The following is a 16,091-nucleotide window of genomic DNA, read 5'->3' on the forward strand; positions in this document are numbered from 1 at the left end:
TGTCGGCAGGCCTTTGGAAACGTCGACCCAGCCTCCGCCGTTAGTGCTGGAAGGTCTTTCCCGTGGGGTTCGCGTAACTGCCGCCGCGATATCGAAGTGATTCGCAGATGGCGACTCAAGCAACAAGATCAGTGAGGACTTAGGTCCCTTTTCCCGGTGGTCACAAGCGGGTGAATATACCTGGGTAGGTATAACGCCCCAGCGCAGCGGCGAAAAGGAACGACCATGCGACGATTGGCTCTTCTGCTCAGTCTTTCCCTCGCGGCGAGCTGTCCAGCTATCGCGAACTCCGCGACCGCGCTGCTTGTCGGAGGCACCGGGCAATACGCCACGCTCACCGATGAACAGATGGCATCGGCAATGGGCGGCCACTTTGCTGATTACACGCGAGTCAACGTTCCCTATCCCGGGTTGCCGGACGACTTCAGCTACTCCCTCGAGGTAGGAACCGACAATCTCTACGCTGCCACCTATGCGACCGCCGGCCCGAAAACCATCGGAGGGGTATCCGAGGGCGCTCCAGTAGTGATCGAGGTTCTTCGTCGACTCGCAAAGGATCCGAATCCGCCATCACCGGACGAACTGGACGCGGTCATCCTGGCAACGCTCAGCCCTGTCTTTTACTTTCTCACCGGCGTCACTTACCACGATGTGCCCGAAACTCCGTACGACGTCATCGTGGTCAAGGCCGAATATGACGGGGTTGCCGACTGGCCGGACAACTGGCTGAACCCGCTGGCGGTGATCAATGCAGTCATGGGCGCCGAGCAGCTCCACGTATCGAGCGCCTTCTACGACATCAAGACAGTGCCTGCGAAATATGTCATCAGCACCGCGAACTCACGAGGGGGCGTCACCACTACGGTCCTCATCCCCACTGCTGTCCTGCCGCTGCTGCAGCCGTTGGTGGAATCGGGCGCGCCGCAAGGGTTGATCGACTTCTTCGACGCCGTGCTCAGGCCGATCATCGATTCGGCCTACCGGCGGTTCTGGATTGGCACCTATGCCGCCAGTTCGGTCGCCGTGAACGCCGCTGCCGCCGAGCCGCGCGTCGCAGTCGTCGAGCCGAACTCGTCGGCGGTACTGGAGCCAGAGGCCCCGGGCGCTGCGCCAGACCGATCTCTGCCCGAAACGAATGACAATCGCAGTGATCCCACGGCCTTGGAAGGCGATGTGGAAAGCGCGATCGACGAACAGTCGGAGGGGTCGTGGCCGAGTCCCGCGCCGCGCGACTTGGAAGATCCCGGCGAGGAGAGCGCATCGGATGATGCTGTGGCGTCGTTCGCCACCGGACAGCCAGAAGCTGCTGAGCTCACCGAGACGGATGAGTCACAGCTATCAGATGCCGTGCAGGAAAGCGGGGAAGATCAGGCTGCGGTCTCCCCGCCCGAGTCCGACGACGTGGCGTCCTCGGCGGAGTCATCCAGCGGGGTAGACACGCGGTCGAACGACGACTCCGCGACCTGATCATCATCGCTGGACGCACGGCTGTCCTCGCCTGAAGAGATATCGGGCTGCGGGCCCTCACGCGCGGGTTTCTCGGAGACGGGGATCTCGGAGGTCCACGCCTCAGTCGTCACGACCCCATCATCGGTGTCGGTGTCGGTGTCGGTGTCGGTGTCGGTGTCGGTGTCGGTGAGGCTGACTTCCGAAGCAGACTGCACCTGCTGGTCTCCTCCCCGGTCGAACGAGTCTCCGCTGGAGGTTGCACCAGGCAAAGATGCGTCGGTGGCGTCCTCTTCCAGCGCTTCGCCAGGCACGGTCGGCGCATGGTCGGCAGCGGTGACCCCACCGGTGTCCGTATCGGCCGGCATGGTGTCGTAAGGCACGGGTTCGCCGTAGGGGTCGACGGCACCCGTGTACACCGGAGGCCCGCCCACGCCGAACGGGCTGTTCGGTATCTCGGTGTGCAACGGTCGGCAGTTCGGATCTCCGGTCAACTCACTGATCGCGTTGTCCACGCCGGTGGGAATCGCGACGAGGAAGTCGACGACGGCCTTCACGAGATCCGGCACGTACAAGTATCGCGCCGGGGTCGGCTCGCCCGGATTGACGGTGCGGTCGTAGCCCATCTCGATCAGAACGCGCAGAGCAGGATCGAGGCCGACCGCCAACGGCCGGCCCACCAACGGGATCCACGTCAACGGTACGAGCAACGGGACGACCTCGGTCGGGATCAGGTAGTAGGTGGTATCTCGATACTGGCCCTGTAACTGTGGAGCGGTCGTGCCGAAGTAATTACCGTGCAGCACAACCGTTCCGAGCAAGGCGTTGACGTCTGCGAGCAAGTTCAGCGGATTGGTGGGGAAGTCGGCCCAACCGTCGTACTGGCGGGCGACGTCGACAGTTGTCAGTGGCGCCGGCTGGGGCGAAAACGTCGGCGTGGCCCCGTTGAACGTCACGCCCAGAATGGGGATGTACGTCCCGACGAAACGTTCGAGGATGCCGCCGTTGGGCCGATTGGGGTTCGCGAGCAGCAGAAAGCTCACCGGAGTCGAGGTCGGGTGCGCGATCAGGTCCAGCTTCTGGTTGCTCGCGACCGTGGCGCTTTCGGAGTATCCGTAGATCACATAGGAGCTATCGGCCAGCGCGCGGAGGTCGGTGTGGACGTACGGCGCGCTCGTCACCGTGCACGGATTTCCTTTGACGCACTCATTGAGGTTCGCTTGTCCGACGGCCACCGATTGGTCGAAGGTCATGTCGAAGAAGCCGGTGACGAAACGGAACTCTTCAGGGGTGTAGACGGCCACGAGGGCACACGGCCGGTCACACAGACCGCTCGGACGGATGAAGTACGTGTCGGCTGAATCGACGTAGTCAGTGATGAACTCCGTCGTGTCCTGCGGGATACTCAGTGGGTGGGAGTTACCGCCCATGATGAGCGCGGTAGCCGACCAAGCGAACGCCGAGTTGACCATCGCGCCGGTCCACAGACCGATCACTGACACAACCGCCGTCAGGACGGCGATGGTGGAGCAGGTGCATCGGCGCATCGGTTCACCTCGTTCCGGGCCGCTCTCAGCTTTCTGACTGTCACCGCCTCACCCGCGACGCCGAAGAGGCTTTCGTCCCAGCCTTGGAGGTCTTTCGGCTCTGGCAAGCTGCCCCGTGGCACTCTTCGGGACTTGCGTCGTCACCTCGAGGGCACAAGGTCCTCTCTGGGCGCAAAGCCTGTCGAATCTTCGGCGCGCGTCCTACCGTGAGGTGTGAGCAGGAGCACACGATGAACGAATTCATGCGCAGCAGTGACGCATTCACCTGGTCCATGGAAAGCGACCCGCGGTTGCGGTCGACGGTGGTGACGGTCCTGTTGCTGGACGCATCGCCGGATTGGGCCGAGGTGCGCGACCGCGTTGAGCGGCTCACTTATGAACTGCCGATGATGCGGCAGCGCGTGGTGAACTCGCCGTTGTCGGCTCCGCCGCGTTGGCAGCCGTGCGCCGAGTTCGACCTGGACTTCCACATGCGCCGGATTGCCGCACCCGCGCCGGGCTCCCTCGGCCACGTCCTCGAGATGGCCCGGCTGGCGCAGATGGAGGACTTCGACCGGGCGCGGCCGTTGTGGAAGATCACGTTGATCGAGGGGTTGGCCGACGGTGGCGCGGCCGTGCTGTGCACCTTCCACCACGCGCTCACTGACGGTGTCGGGGGAGTGCAGATCGCGATGGCCCTGTTCGGGCTGTCCGACCTGTCCACCGATGATCTGGCTCCGCCGGCACCGTCGTCGCCGTCTCCGCTGGACGGGTATCTCGACGCTGCTCGGTACGGCGTCAGTGCCCTCGGCGGCACGGCCGCCGCGTTGTCGTCGCTTCCGAAGCTGGTCTTGCAGGGGATCCGAAACCCGGCACGCTCCGTGGGTTCAGCGGCCGAACTGGCCGCATCGGTGTACCGCACCGTGCGTCCGGTCAATCACACCGGATCGCCGTTGATGACCAACCGCACCCTGACCCGTCGTCTCGACGTGCTCGAGGTGCCGATGCCGCAGCTGCGCGACGCGGCGCACCGCTGCGATGCCGCGCTCAACGACGCATTCGTCGCCGGACTGGCCGGTGGTTTGCGGCTCTATCACGAGAAGCACGACGTCAACGTCGGGGCGTTGCATCTGTCGATGCCGATCAGCCTGCGCGTCGCCGGCGACGCTCCGGGTGGGAACCACATCACGCTGATGCGTTTCGACATCCCGGTCGGGATCACCGATCCCGCCCAACGGATCCGCGAGATCCGGGGCCGCACCGACCGGGTGAGGCACGAGAAGTCGCTGCCGCACACACAATTGATCGCCGGAGCGTTGAACCTGATGCCCCGGTGGTACATCGGTTCGATTCTGCGCCACGTCGACTTTCTCGCCAGTGACGTGCCGGGTATTCCGGTGCCGGTGTCTCTCGGCGGCGCTGCGGTGACGATGCAGTATGCCTTCGGTCCGACGATCGGGTCCGCGGTCAACGTCACCCTGCTGACTTACGTCGATACTTGTGCGCTGGGAATCGACGTCGATACCGGAGCGATCCCCGACGCCGACCTTTTCTACGACTGCCTGCGCGCAGGTTTCGATGAGGTGCTGGCGCTGGGAGGCGTCTGAGTGCTTGATCAGCAGTCGGTGCGGATGCTGAAATCTCGGTCGAGCATCGCCGCCGGGTCGTCTTCCGTCCCGCCGAACGCGGTGCCGGAGATGTGGAAGACGCCGTTGTCGACGCGCGCTGTGCCCTCGCCGACGACGTCGCGGCCGAACGTGCCGGAAAACCCGTCCACGCCGCGCAGATGCACCAGTTCGGCGGTGACGGTTTCACCGGTGTTCACGATCGCGGTGAAGCCTGGATCCGACTCGGGCGTCTCGATGATCCACTGCCACTGGTACTGATTGCAGACGACGGGGAAGCGCTCGGCTGAGCCGTCGCCGATCCGGACTTCAGCAGTACGAGTTCCCAAAGCGGCAGGCGGCGCGGAGCATGCGGAAACCGCGACCACGGCCATCGTGGTCGGCACCCACCACGCGGCGCCTCGCATGGACTCGGGGTACCCGCTCGTCGACGCGTTTATGCCGCTCGGTCAGCTGAAGTGTGTCTGCGGTCGCGGCAGCGGCACCCCATCGAGCGTGATGTCGACCTTCTCGTTGTAGAACGCGACCATGTTCGCAATCGGGGCAACCGCCGGCAACGGCGTGTGGTACGTCCACGCCAGATCGGTGTGGACGGCGTCTCCCGCACGCACCGACCAGTACGCGGAGGTGACGCCCTTGTACGGGCACAGCGTCTGGGTGCTCGTCGGTTCCAGATGCTCGAACGTCACGTCGGTCTGGTCGATGTAATACCTTGTCGGCAGACCTGTTTCGAACAGCAGAACGGGGCTGCGGGTCTCTGCGAGAGTAACCCCGTCGACCGCCACGGTGACGTGCCGGTGCGAGCGCAGCGCATCGACACGGGCGTATGGATTGCGTGGATGGCCGTAGATCGGTTCGTCCTCTTCGAACCACGACAGCGCTGACCACTCGAAGCGCACAAGACCGCTCACCGGCCCGCCGTCGTCGTCGAACACTCGGGCGGCCGACTGGTGTGTCGCCGTCGGCCCGATCACCGAGAAGAGTCGCGACGGGCCGAACTGCACTGTCTGCGGGTGGTTGTCGTCCTGCAAAGCGGATGGTTGGACGTCGTCGAGCGGGATGTAGTACTGCGGATAGTAGGGCACTTCCCACACGTAACGAGCCGACATGGTGTCGAAGATCAGCTTGTCGCCGACAAATCCGCGGACCCGCCGCGGCGAGGGCTCGACGCGGCCCCGCGCGGCCGCCATCTGGGGGTAGTCCTGCGGGGTGTCCGTCACTGTCCTTCTCCTTGCTCGTCGTTCGACTGAGTGATCAGCCGCCTCCGCAACTGGCGTAGCCGCCACGGGTAGCTGTCGTGCGGCCACATCCGCTCGATGGCGGCGTTGAACTCGGCGCCCAGCAGCACCGCGAACGCAGTGAGGTAAAGCCATAACACCACGGCGATCGGTACGGCGAGCTGACTGAACACGGCGTCCGTGCTCGCGCTCATCGTCAGGTACGCACGCAACCCTGCAGATGCGATCAGCCACAGCACAACTGCCAGAACGGCTCCCGGCAGGTCTCGGCGCCAAGGTGTCTGCCAAGGGACTCCGACGTGATAAAGCGTGGCGAGAGCGGCCAGCACAAGAACGATGACGCTGGGCCAGAACATCACATCCAGCACACGCAGCGTGGTATCCGCGACAGCGTCCGGGGCCAGCCATTCCACAAGCCGCGGTCCGAATACCATCGGCGGCAGCAGCGCCACCGCGCCGACCATTGCTCCAAGGGTCATGCCCAACGCCAACAGTCGACGCCGCCAGCCCGAGCGCGGAGGCACACCGTAGGCGATGGTGATGGTCTCGAGATAGCGATTGATCGCCCGGGACCCCGTCCAGATGCTGAGCACCAGGCTGATGGAGACCACCCGACCTTGGGTTTGGGCAAGCACGGTGTTCACCGCGCGTTCGTACGCCGCATAGGTCGGGTCGGACAGGAAAGACTCCGGGATGCCGAGCACCAGCTCGGTGAATTCCTGCGTGCCCTCAGGCCCCAGCGTGGCGGCGACGAAACCCAGTGATCCGATGAGGGCCAGCAGCAACGCTGGAAGCGAGATCAGCGTGAACAGTGCCGCCTCGGCCGCGAGGCCGGGCACCCGGTCGTCGATCGCGCCGCGGCCTGTATGCCAGATCAGCCTGGCGACCTGCTGCAGTGGGCGGGGCAGCTGCGCGAAGCGATCGGCGCCTTCACGCTCGAGTTTCGTTTTGGCGGCTTGGGCGCGTCTCGTGAGCCGTGCCTGCAGTTGCCGCCGATCGCGTTCCCAGAGCATCGCCTCGAGCCTATGAGACCAGGCCGCCCCGGGCATCGCCGGTCATCTATGGGGCGGTTCGAGCACGCCGTTGCGTCGGGCCCGCCGGAAGTTCGCCATCACACGGTCGAGCACCGCGTTGTACACGGAGCCATCGTTGAGAATCTGCTCGAGACCTCGGTGACGAAGGTAGGTGTCCAGTCGGCGGTCCAGGGGAGCGTCCCAGTCCTGATGCCCGGCATATTCGGAGCACAGGAAACCCCATGCGATTTCGTCGAGTGCCGCAGCGTCGAATTTGTGCGGCCACGCGATGTCTGGCATCACGCCCTCCCGGGGGTCGTGCCCTCGATCATGCTCGCTTTCGGGTTGGGAGGAAAGAGTCGCCTCACCGCTTTTGTCGGCGGCGGTGTCATCACCGGCGTCGAACGGACGAGCCCATCCTCGCCCGGAACCCGCTCAACGATTCTTGTCGGAGCCCGGGTGTAGCGTCGGGTTCGTGTTCGAAAGTGTGTTCGATATCGATGCGGCCGCGTCGGAGGCTGAGCTGCGCGCCGTCGTGGAGCGCTGCGAGCACCTGAAATCGGCTGCGGCCGCCGCGCAGGCCCGCGCGACCGCGTTGTGGGCGGCCAAACGGGAGGCGGCCGAGAAGACGGCCGGGATCCCGGCCGCGCGGCGGGGGCAGGGCCTGGCCAGCGAGGTCGCCCTGGCCCGCCACGACGCCCCGGCATGCGGGGCCCGCCACCTCGGGTTCGCGCGGGCCCTGGCCCACGAGATGCCCCACACCCTGGCCGCGCTGCAGGCCGGGGCGCTCTCGGAGCGGCGGGCCACCCTGATCGTGCGCGAGTCGGCCTGTCTGAGTGTCGAACACCGCCGTGAACTGGACGCCGAGCTGTGCGCCGACCTGACCCGGCTGACCGGCTGGGGAAATCAGCGCGTGGCCGCCGAAGCCGCGACGATCGCCGCCCGGTTGGATGCCGCCGCGGTCGTGGGGCGGGCCCGCAAGGCTCCGGCGGATCGGGCGGTGTGGACCCGCCCGGCCCCTGATGCCATGGTCTATGTCACCGCGCTGCTGCCCGTGGCCCAGGGCGTCGGCGTCTACGCCGCACTCAAACGCCAAGCCGACGTGACCTGTGATGGGCGTTCGCGCGGGCAGGTGATGGCCGACACCCTCTACGAACGCATCACCGGCGACTCCGCGACCGCGCCGGTGTCGGTGGCGCTGAACCTGGTCATGGCCGATACCACCCTGTTCGGTACCGACACCAGCCCCGCCTGGGTGCAGGGCTACGGGCCGATACCCGCGGCGGTGGCCCGTCATCTGCTCGCCGACGCCGCGACCGCCGCCCAAACCAACGCGCAAGCCACCCTGCGCCGCCTGTATCGCCACCCCACCTCCGGACAACTGGTCGCGATGGAATCCCGGGCCCGGTTCTTCCCACCCGGGCTGGCCCGGTTCATCGACCTGCGCGACCGCACCTGCCGCACCCCGTACTGCGACGCCCCGATCCGCCACCACGACCTGGACCATTCAGGCTGCCACCCCCGACCGCGACCGCGGGCCCACCAGCGCGCGCAACGGCCTGGGCACCTGTGAAACCTGCAACTACGCCAAAAACGCCCCCGGCTGGACCGTCACCACCACCGACCATAACGGCATCCACCGCGCCACCTACACCACCCCCACCGGCGCGACCTACTACTCCCTGGCCCCACCCGCCCCCGGAACCCCCGTCACCCGCCGCAGCATCATCGAAGACGGCCTGAGCATCGACCTCATCACCTTCAACGCCGCATAGCTCGTGTCGACCGGTGCCGCGGGGCGAAGCGCGGCCGACGCCTTGATCGACTTCGCCATCCGCGACGCCGCATGACCGGGCGCGGCCGACACCTCGATCAACCTCGCACCCGCGACGCCGCATGACGGCTCAGGCCGACGCCTCGACCGGACGCGACAGCGGACTGACGTACACCTGGGAGCCGTGGCGCGGGACGATGACCGGGGCGGCGTGTGTGGCCGGTGATTCCAGTCGGCGGTTCGCGGGTCGGAGTTCGGCTTGGGCGAGCATGGTGTGCAGGATCGTGGTCAGCTCACACATCGAGAAGCTGGCGCCGATACAGCGCTTGATCCCTCCGCCGAAGGGCACCCAGCCGTAGGGGTTCGGACGTGCCCCGACGAAACGCTCAGGATCGAACGTGTCTGGGTCGGGGTAAGTCTCCGGGTCACGGTTGATGGCATCGAGCAGCAGGACGATGCGTGTTCCGGCCGCCAGCGTGTAGTCGCCCAATCGATACTTCTCGGCGGTCATCCTGCCGGTAATCGGCGCGGGCGGCCGCAGGCGAAGGGTCTCGTTGATCACCGCCTCGGTGTAATCGGTACGTCCGGTGCCGATCTCGGCGCGTACGCGCCGCTGCACGTCGGGGTGATGCGCCAGCAGGTCCACCAGCCACGCCAGTGTGGTGGCCGTCGTCTCGTGTCCGGCGAGCATGAGCGTGATGACATCAGCGCGGATTTCGTTGTCCGACAGCTGATCGCCATCTTCTCCGCGTGCATCGACCAACATGCTCAGCACGTCGGTGGCGCCACCTCGCTCTGCGGTCTCGCGCCGACGGGCGATGAGGGGCAGCACAATCTCGTCGATCCTGCGATTGACGTCCCTCAGCGTGCCCCAGGAACGCAGTGCGCCGAGCCGGCGTGCCGCGTAACGAACCGGGGTCTCGGTGGACAGTGCCAAGTCCAGCAGGTCCGCGAACGGCTTTCCGAGCCGTTCGATGTCTTCGGCGGCATGCACCCCGAAGATCACCTGCACGATCACGTCGAGTGTCAGGTCGCGACCGGCATCGAGCATCCGGACGGGTGAATCCGACGGCCAGGACGCCATCGCCGAGTGAGTAGCGGCCTTGATGGCCGGGACGTAGCTCCGCAGGATGTCTCCGTGTAGCGGTGGGGTGAGCAGCTTGCGCCGTCGAAGATGTTCCGGTTCCTCCAGCACGAACATCGACCGCCGACCGTAGATCGCGGCGGCCGGTCCTACCCCTTCACCGCCCAGCAGCACATCGGGTTTGGCGGTGAACACCTGCTTGGCGAGGGCGGGGTCTGCGACGGCGACGACGCGGCCGTAGCCGAGGACCGGCAGCGCGATCACCGGGCCGTAGCTCTGCACCAGTCGGCGTACCAGCGGCTGACCGCCGACGCCGTACGCCGCGGCATAGAGGCCGCCGAACAACGGGGACATCAACGGAGGAGAGGGCAAACTCGGTGGGCGCACGAGTGCCACCATGGCATGCCGCCGCCGGCTCACGGTGAAGTTCGGTGCAAGAGGAGTGCGGCGAGATCGAGTGAGCGTGACGGCTTGAGCAAGCCGGCCTGATGGGTGCGCCGCCGGCTCGCAGTGACGTTCACCGCACGCAACGCATGCGGCGAGATCAGGACAGCGTGATGGCCCCGACGCCGCCGGCGTACACAGCGAGCATCAGGACCGTTTCGAAGCCGACGTTGCCCACCCCATGCTTCTGGCGGCGGAGCAGACCCAGAATCAGCGTCGACACCAGCACGATCGACAACACCACCCAGGCCATCTCCGCAGGCCCGACCGCCGAATAGATTGTGCCGTCGCGGTATACGGCATCCAACACCACCAAGATCAGCAGGTCGTAGGAGTTGCCGCCGAGGATGTCGCCGACCGCCAACGACAGCGACCCGCGGCGCACAGCGGTGACGGCGACGACCAGTTCGGGCAGCGGAGGCCCAAACACCAGCCTCAGCGGTAGACCAGATCGATGCGACGGAAGGCGCCCAGCTCGTGATCGTCCCGGAAACCGTTGTGGTCGCGCCGGCATCTCTCGTCGGCTTCCTCGGCGTAGCGCACGATGTCGTCGACGAAAAGATCAGGGATCCCCATGGCATCGACAATGTCCGGTTCGACGTCGTGGTCCAGCAGACCGGCCTCGTCGGAGAGCGCGTGCGCCTGGGCGAGCACCTCTCCGCAGATCCGGGCGTACTCACACCACTTCTTGAACGACAGATCGTCGAGATCGATGTCGTCGCGGAACCACGACCGCTCCCGCACCAGGAAGCTGATACCGCGGTGCTTGATGCTGCCGTAGAACACGTCCCCGCTGACCAACTGCACGCGCTGGCCGTGCACGACGCGGTCGGCGTTGCCGTCGACGACGTGCTCGGAGTGCGGCACCAGGCCGTCCAGCGCAGAACGACGGGCCTGTTTGAACTCCAGCAGCAGATCGTCGGAGGCGTCGGCGTGGGGCCCCTCGATCATCACGTAATAGCGCACGAGCCCCAGCGACGCTGTGCCCTGGCCGCGTCGCTCGGCGACGTCTTTGACGCGCATCGTCCCAGCGCGCGGCGGCACCACCAGCCCGGATTCGGCGACGTAACGGTCGATCAGTTCCTGGAATTCGTCGCGGCGGCTGGTGATGGGCACCAACTTCTTGCTGGCGCGAAAGCCGGTCTTGTTTTCGTTGTAGTACTTCTTGGTCAGCCACTTGGCCCGGCCGCCGGAGGTGGCGTCGTCGAACAGATCGGCGATGAGCTCCGGCGCGTTGTCGCGGCGGAGGTCGGCGGATTCCTCGGTGTTGTCGGCGGCGTAGACGTTGACCTTGTCGGCGTAGCCACGCACGAACGACCGTGCGATCTTGCGGCGCTTGCCGCTGCCGTAGTCGCCGATCTCCTCGGCCGCGATCAGGAAGCCTGTCGCCCCGCGTTTGAGGTCCCAGGTGAAGGGAGCGTAGAAGACCTCGTCGTAGTCATTGATCCCGAAGATCGGGACGTTGTCGGCGTTGGGCATGACGCCGAAGTTCTCCGGATGGACATCGCCGGCGGCCAGCACCGTCGGCATCCACGAATCGTCACCGGCCATGTCCCGGTAGAAGAGCAGTGCGGTCCCCCGGAAAAAGGAGAACCGCGACGACGCGAGCTTGTCGAACTTGCCGAACGCTTCCTCGTTGTGCCGGGCGATCCGCAGCTGGTGGTCTTCACGGATCGTCTGGCGGACGTGGGTGCGCCGGTCGTTTCCGGTCAGCATGCGCGGCAGAGGCACCATCTGACCCTGGGCCCGCGCCTGGGCGAGGACGCGAAAAGCCTCCATCTGCGAGGCGATCCGCGGCTTACCGTCGCGGCTGGACGCATCCTCCGGGCGAGCCGAGACCCGCCCGCCGGCGTCCGTCTCTTCTGCGCCGTCGTCGGCGCCGTCACGCCTGTCTTCCTCGTAACCGTCGGAGTTTCTGTGCGCCGCCGGGCTTGCCAGCGCCTCGAGAACCTCAGCCTTGGTGGCTTTGGCCGGCAGATCGAGCCCCAGTGCCTTGGCGGCGTGGTGGAGCTCGTCCCGAGTCGCGGCTTTCTCATCCATGCTGCTAGCGGTCTATCCACTGACCAGCGCATTCAAACAGCGTGGTCGGGGGCTGACAGGGCCCACGAGCGCAGAGGCCCGAACTCTCAGCCAGTTCATAACCATTCGTATTCGAATAATGGTTACTATCTGGATATGGAATCTGATGGGAAACTGCGCAGGCTGACCCGGGCGGAGGCGAGGGCGCAGACCAGAGAGCGCCTGCTCGACGCCGCGGCAGAGGTGTTTGCGCGCAAGGGCTACGGCGCGGCCTCGGTGGAACTGATCGCCGAGTCGGCCGGCTTCTCCGTCGGCGCGGTCTACTCGAACTTCTCCGGCAAGGAGCAACTGTTCAGCGAGCTGATGTCTCAGCGCGCCGCGGGGCGGGTCGAGGCCATCGTGGCGGCGATGGGCAATGCCCGCGAGCAGGGTGAAGACCCGCTGGCGGTGCTCGGGCGGATGCTGATCGCGGCTGCGGACAAGGACATCGAGACCGCCGCGTTGCAGACCGAGTTCTGGTTGCACGCGGTGCGCAACCCGCAGACCATGGACATTCTCGCGCGCGGCACCGACCGGACCCTCGCGATGTTGCGTGACGTCCTCGCGCAACTGCTCGAGGACCACGGGGTCGATCGCAGCGTGACGCCGGAATCGTTCGCCGTCGTGGTGCTCGCTCTGTACCAGGGCTTGGTCCGGCAGCGACGCACCGACCCCGGCAGGGTCTCCGAGGACTTGTTCGGCCAGGCGCTGGCCTGGCAGATCGCCGGGATGCCCAAAGCCACCGACCGCGCGAGCCGGAAGTAGGCGAATCGATGGATCATCTGCAGAACATCTCGATGATTTCGGTCTACGCCATCCCGGCTTTCCTGGTGCTGATGGCCGTCGAGTTTGTCGCCTATCGCCGAGAGAGACGCGACGCCGTCGGTGAGCCGAGACGCGACGCCGTCGGTGAGCCGAGACGCGATGCCGTCGGTGAGGCGAGAAGCGGCCGAAACAAGGCCGGCGTGTCGGCGCGTGATGTCACGACGAGCCTGTCGATCTATGGCATCGGCCGCGTCGTCAAGCCGCTGGACAAATTCATCGAGCTGCCCGTGGTGGCCGTCGCTGCGGCGCTGACACCGGTGACCCTGTCGGCCTCGCAGTGGTGGGTCTGGGCGCTCGCCCTGGTCCTCGCCGACCTGGCCTACTACGCCAAACATCGGATGTCGCACCGTGTTCGACTGTTCTGGACGGGCCACAGCGTGCATCACTCCAGCCAGTACTTCAATTTGTCGACAGCTGTTCGGCTGCCGTGGCTGATCCCCGGCTCATTCCTGATGTCCGTCGTCTATGTGCCCTTGGCGCTGATCGGCATCCCGGTCTGGATGATCTTTCTGGCGCAGTCGATCGTGTTGCTCTACCAGTTCCCGATCCACACCGAGCGCGTCGACCGATTGCCTCGCCTCGTGGAGTTCGTTTTCAACACCCCATCGCATCACCGGGTCCACCATGGCGCCAACAACCCGTACCTGGACAAGAACTACGGCGGCATTCTCATCGTCTGGGACCGGATCTTCGGCAGCTACGCAGAGGAGGTCGAGCCGGTACGGTTCGGTCTGACCACGAACATCGACACGTTCAATCCGGTCAAGGTGAACTATCACGAGTTCGCCGCCATGGTGGGCGACGCGTGGCGGGCCGAGACCTGGCGCGGCCGCGTGGGATACCTGCTGAATCCGCCCGGTTGGTCGGAGAAGACGGCGCCGACGACGAAGCCGACGTCGCGCCCGGGCCCCCATGTGCTGGAGGCGGTGGGCTGAGGTGGCGAACTGGACTGAAGCCTGACGCGACGCCGCGACATCGCCGACAATGGATTACGCAGCGCCGACCAAGGAGCGAAACCCATGTCAGCTGTGCTCGTCACCGGCTTCGGACCGTTCGGCAACACACCGGTCAATCCAGCCCAGTTCGTGACCGAAGCCCTCGACGGTCAGGTGATCGCGGGTATTCCGGTGACCGGACGGATCGTGCCGAATGTGTTCTGGGAGTCGATCACCGCGGCGGTCGCCGCTGTCGATGAGGTGGGCGCCGACCTCATCGTGATGCTCGGCGAATACGGCGGTCGGTCGATGATCACCGTCGAACGCGTGGCGCAGAACATCAACGACAGCGCCCGCTACGGCCTGGCCGACAATGCGGGCCGTGTTCTCGACGGTGCGCCGACGGTGCCCGGCGGCCCGGTCGCCTACCTCGCGACTGCGCCGGTGAAGGCGATGGTGCTGGCGATGCGGCGTGCCGGCGTGCCCGCCGACATCTCCGACGCCGCCGGCACCTTCGGCTGCAACCACCTCATGTACGGCATGCTGCACCACCTTGCGACCAGCGGATCGCCGTCCCGGGCCGCCTGGCTGCATCTGCCCGCGCTGCCCGAAGTCGCAGCGTTGGAAAGCAATCTCGGGATGCCCAGCATGTCGGTCGACACGGCGGTCACCGGCGTCGCCGCGGCCATCGAGGCCGCCGTGACACACACCGTCGACGTCGAGCAGCCCGTCGCGTCCCGACTGCTGCTGTGAGCGCCGTCGCGTTTAATCGTCACACAGCGGGAAACGACTGCAGGGGCTGGTGAGCAAACGACGATTGAGGCAGTCGTGAACTTGGTGAATGTCGCCCTCGTGGTGGGCGCAGGCGTGGTGCTGGTACTGGTGCTGCTCTCGGAGCGGCTGAGCTCTTGGAGCCTGCCGGCGCCGCTGCTGGCGGTCGTGATCGGCGCGGCCATCGGTCCACACGCCCTCGACGCCCTTCCCTTCGACCGGCTCGCCGAATACCGCGACCCGCTGCTGACCGAAGGATCGCGCATCGCGCTCGGGGTGGGGCTGGTTGGTGTGGCGTTACGGCTGCCCCACGGGTATTGGAGACAGAACTGGCGCTGGATCGCCGGCATCATCGGCGCCGGCATGGCGGTGATGTGGTTGACGGCGGCCGGCCTCCTGCTCGCGGTGGGACTGCCGTTGACCCTTGCGCTGCTGGTCGGTGCGATGTTGACCCCGACCGATCCGATCACCACCACGCCGGTCGTCACCGGCGTCAACGCCGAAAAATATGTGCCGGATCGGGTTCGCTTCAACCTCTCCGGCGAGAGTGGCGTCAACGACGGCCTCGGCTTCCTGTTCGTGATGTTGCCGCTGCTGCTGTTGACGGTGCAACCCACGGGGCAGGCGTGGACCCAGTGGCTGCTCGAGGTGGTGCTGTGGAAGGTGCTCGGCGCCGCCGTGCTGGCGGCGCTGGCCGGTTGGGTGTTCGGGAAGGCCTACATCGTCTGCCGAGACCGCCGCTACATCGACCAGGGCAGCCTGCTCATCATCGCCATTCCGGTCGGGCTGTTCATGCTGGGTCTGCTCAAACTCATCGGAACCGACGGCATCCTCGGGGTGTTCATCACCGCGGCGGTGTTCGGTCAGGTGGTGCAGCAGTCGGCCGAGGAGGTGCAGGACACCGTTGCCGACGCCTTGACGCGGCTGCTGATGATCCCGCTGTTCCTGCTGCTGGGGGTGTTCCTGCCGGTGGGGGAGTGGGCGGCGCTGAGTCCGGTGCTGCTGCTTGGGCTGGTGGCGGCGGTCTTCCTGCGCCGCCTGGCGGCGGTGTGGCTGGTCAGCCCCGTATACCGGAGCCTGCACACCCGCCAGGAGCTCGCATTCATGAGCTGGTTCGGACCTATCGGCGTGTCAGCGTTGTACTACGCGATGGACGCCTCCAGTCGATTGGGTGACGAGCGGGTCTTCGTCTACGTCTCGTTTGCGATCGCGGTTTCCGTGGTGCTGCACGGTCTGTCGACCGTGCCGCTGAGCAAGTGGCTGGCCAGCCGCAACGAACGCACTACGGAAAGCGCTGCACCGCAACAGCATTGACCGACGAGATCAGCCCACCTGACCGGAAGTCACCGGGA

15 protein-coding genes and 1 pseudogene are annotated in these 16,091 nt (G+C 66.1%); 7 read left to right on the plus strand and 9 right to left on the minus strand.

The features are described 5' to 3' along the window. The first annotated feature begins 225 nt into the window (after nucleotides 1–225). Nucleotides 226–1,467: a PE-PPE domain-containing protein gene (locus ACEWX3_RS07340; RefSeq protein ID WP_374159047.1), complete on the plus strand. Its 1,242-nt coding sequence runs from the start codon at nucleotides 226–228 to the stop codon at nucleotides 1,465–1,467. On the opposite strand, the gene ACEWX3_RS07345 is transcribed toward ACEWX3_RS07340, so the two are convergent. Then, entirely contained in the window at nucleotides 1,368–2,993 is a 1,626-nt protein-coding gene (locus ACEWX3_RS07345) for a PE-PPE domain-containing protein (RefSeq protein WP_374159048.1), read from the minus strand. The genes ACEWX3_RS07340 and ACEWX3_RS07345 overlap by 100 nt on opposite strands. 230 nt (nucleotides 2,994–3,223) lie before the next feature. Here ACEWX3_RS07345 and ACEWX3_RS07350 point away from each other — a divergent pair, with 230 nt between their 5' ends. Continuing rightward, entirely contained in the window at nucleotides 3,224–4,579 is a 1,356-nt protein-coding gene (locus ACEWX3_RS07350) for a wax ester/triacylglycerol synthase domain-containing protein (RefSeq protein WP_374159049.1), read from the plus strand. A gap of 8 nt (nucleotides 4,580–4,587) precedes the next feature. Here ACEWX3_RS07350 and ACEWX3_RS07355 read toward each other — a convergent pair whose 3' ends face one another. The 4 genes from ACEWX3_RS07355 to ACEWX3_RS07370 form a co-directional block, all read right to left on the minus strand. Then, a complete protein-coding gene (locus tag ACEWX3_RS07355; RefSeq protein WP_221354898.1) occupies nucleotides 4,588–4,971 on the minus strand; it encodes a lipoprotein LpqH in 384 nt (127 codons plus the stop codon). Between the two features lie 75 nt (nucleotides 4,972–5,046). Next, entirely contained in the window at nucleotides 5,047–5,787 is a 741-nt protein-coding gene (locus tag ACEWX3_RS07360) for a DUF427 domain-containing protein (RefSeq protein WP_374159804.1), read from the minus strand. Nucleotides 5,788–5,813: 26 nt separating this feature from the next. Further along, the gene (locus ACEWX3_RS07365; RefSeq protein WP_207065912.1) at nucleotides 5,814–6,848 is read right to left on the minus strand and encodes a YihY/virulence factor BrkB family protein; all 1,035 of its coding nucleotides are present in this window, start codon (nucleotides 6,846–6,848) and stop codon (nucleotides 5,814–5,816) included. A gap of 42 nt (nucleotides 6,849–6,890) precedes the next feature. Beyond that, a complete protein-coding gene (locus tag ACEWX3_RS07370) occupies nucleotides 6,891–7,148 on the minus strand; it encodes a hypothetical protein (protein WP_207065814.1) in 258 nt (85 codons plus the stop codon). Between the two features lie 175 nt (nucleotides 7,149–7,323). Here ACEWX3_RS07370 and ACEWX3_RS07375 point away from each other — a divergent pair. Continuing rightward, nucleotides 7,324–8,623 (plus strand): annotated as a pseudogene (locus ACEWX3_RS07375) (DUF222 domain-containing protein). Here ACEWX3_RS07375 and ACEWX3_RS07380 read toward each other — a convergent pair. From ACEWX3_RS07380 to ACEWX3_RS07395, 4 genes are all read right to left on the minus strand, one after another. Further along, nucleotides 8,524–8,724 (minus strand): hypothetical protein, encoded by a 201-nt coding sequence (locus ACEWX3_RS07380; protein WP_374160000.1) that lies wholly within the window; start codon nucleotides 8,722–8,724, stop codon nucleotides 8,524–8,526. The pseudogene ACEWX3_RS07375 and the gene ACEWX3_RS07380 sit on opposite strands and share 100 nt — an antisense overlap. 28 nt (nucleotides 8,725–8,752) lie before the next feature. Beyond that, nucleotides 8,753–10,060 (minus strand): cytochrome P450, encoded by a 1,308-nt coding sequence (locus ACEWX3_RS07385; protein ID WP_374159050.1) that lies wholly within the window; start codon nucleotides 10,058–10,060, stop codon nucleotides 8,753–8,755. Nucleotides 10,061–10,250: 190 nt separating this feature from the next. Then, nucleotides 10,251–10,580: a hypothetical protein gene (locus ACEWX3_RS07390; RefSeq protein WP_374159051.1), complete on the minus strand. Its 330-nt coding sequence runs from the start codon at nucleotides 10,578–10,580 to the stop codon at nucleotides 10,251–10,253. Nucleotides 10,581–10,585: 5 nt separating this feature from the next. Beyond that, nucleotides 10,586–12,190 (minus strand): DUF2252 domain-containing protein, encoded by a 1,605-nt coding sequence (locus tag ACEWX3_RS07395; RefSeq protein ID WP_374159052.1) that lies wholly within the window; start codon nucleotides 12,188–12,190, stop codon nucleotides 10,586–10,588. 135 nt (nucleotides 12,191–12,325) lie between these two features. On the opposite strand from ACEWX3_RS07395, the gene ACEWX3_RS07400 reads away from it, so the two are divergent. From ACEWX3_RS07400 to ACEWX3_RS07415, 4 genes are all read left to right on the plus strand, one after another. Beyond that, a complete protein-coding gene (locus ACEWX3_RS07400) occupies nucleotides 12,326–12,973 on the plus strand; it encodes a TetR/AcrR family transcriptional regulator (RefSeq protein WP_239342208.1) in 648 nt (215 codons plus the stop codon). Between the two features lie 8 nt (nucleotides 12,974–12,981). After that, a complete protein-coding gene (locus ACEWX3_RS07405; RefSeq protein WP_374159053.1) occupies nucleotides 12,982–13,968 on the plus strand; it encodes a sterol desaturase family protein in 987 nt (328 codons plus the stop codon). A gap of 84 nt (nucleotides 13,969–14,052) precedes the next feature. After that, nucleotides 14,053–14,721 (plus strand): pyroglutamyl-peptidase I, encoded by a 669-nt coding sequence (gene pcp / locus ACEWX3_RS07410; protein WP_374159054.1) that lies wholly within the window; start codon nucleotides 14,053–14,055, stop codon nucleotides 14,719–14,721. Nucleotides 14,722–14,796: 75 nt separating this feature from the next. Continuing rightward, a complete protein-coding gene (locus tag ACEWX3_RS07415) occupies nucleotides 14,797–16,053 on the plus strand; it encodes a cation:proton antiporter (protein WP_374159055.1) in 1,257 nt (418 codons plus the stop codon). Nucleotides 16,054–16,091 lie beyond the last annotated feature (38 nt).

Source organism: Mycobacterium sp. G7A2 (assembly GCF_041902445.1).
In the GTDB taxonomy this organism is placed as follows: domain Bacteria; phylum Actinomycetota; class Actinomycetes; order Mycobacteriales; family Mycobacteriaceae; genus Mycobacterium.

Coding starts and splice junctions, on each gene's coding strand:
- ACEWX3_RS07340 (WP_374159047.1), top strand. CDS start 226: ATGCGACGATTGGCTCTTCTGCTCAGTCTTTCCCTCGCGGCGAGCTGT.
- ACEWX3_RS07345 (WP_374159048.1), bottom strand. CDS start 2,993: ATGCGCCGATGCACCTGCTCCACCATCGCCGTCCTGACGGCGGTTGTG.
- ACEWX3_RS07350 (WP_374159049.1), top strand. CDS start 3,224: ATGAACGAATTCATGCGCAGCAGTGACGCATTCACCTGGTCCATGGAA.
- ACEWX3_RS07355 (WP_221354898.1), bottom strand. CDS start 4,971: ATGGCCGTGGTCGCGGTTTCCGCATGCTCCGCGCCGCCTGCCGCTTTG.
- ACEWX3_RS07360 (WP_374159804.1), bottom strand. CDS start 5,787: ATGGCGGCCGCGCGGGGCCGCGTCGAGCCCTCGCCGCGGCGGGTCCGC.
- ACEWX3_RS07365 (WP_207065912.1), bottom strand. CDS start 6,848: ATGCTCTGGGAACGCGATCGGCGGCAACTGCAGGCACGGCTCACGAGA.
- ACEWX3_RS07370 (WP_207065814.1), bottom strand. CDS start 7,148: ATGCCAGACATCGCGTGGCCGCACAAATTCGACGCTGCGGCACTCGAC.
- ACEWX3_RS07385 (WP_374159050.1), bottom strand. CDS start 10,060: ATGTCCCCGTTGTTCGGCGGCCTCTATGCCGCGGCGTACGGCGTCGGC.
- ACEWX3_RS07395 (WP_374159052.1), bottom strand. CDS start 12,190: ATGGATGAGAAAGCCGCGACTCGGGACGAGCTCCACCACGCCGCCAAG.
- ACEWX3_RS07400 (WP_239342208.1), top strand. CDS start 12,326: ATGGAATCTGATGGGAAACTGCGCAGGCTGACCCGGGCGGAGGCGAGG.
- ACEWX3_RS07405 (WP_374159053.1), top strand. CDS start 12,982: ATGGATCATCTGCAGAACATCTCGATGATTTCGGTCTACGCCATCCCG.
- pcp (WP_374159054.1), top strand. CDS start 14,053: ATGTCAGCTGTGCTCGTCACCGGCTTCGGACCGTTCGGCAACACACCG.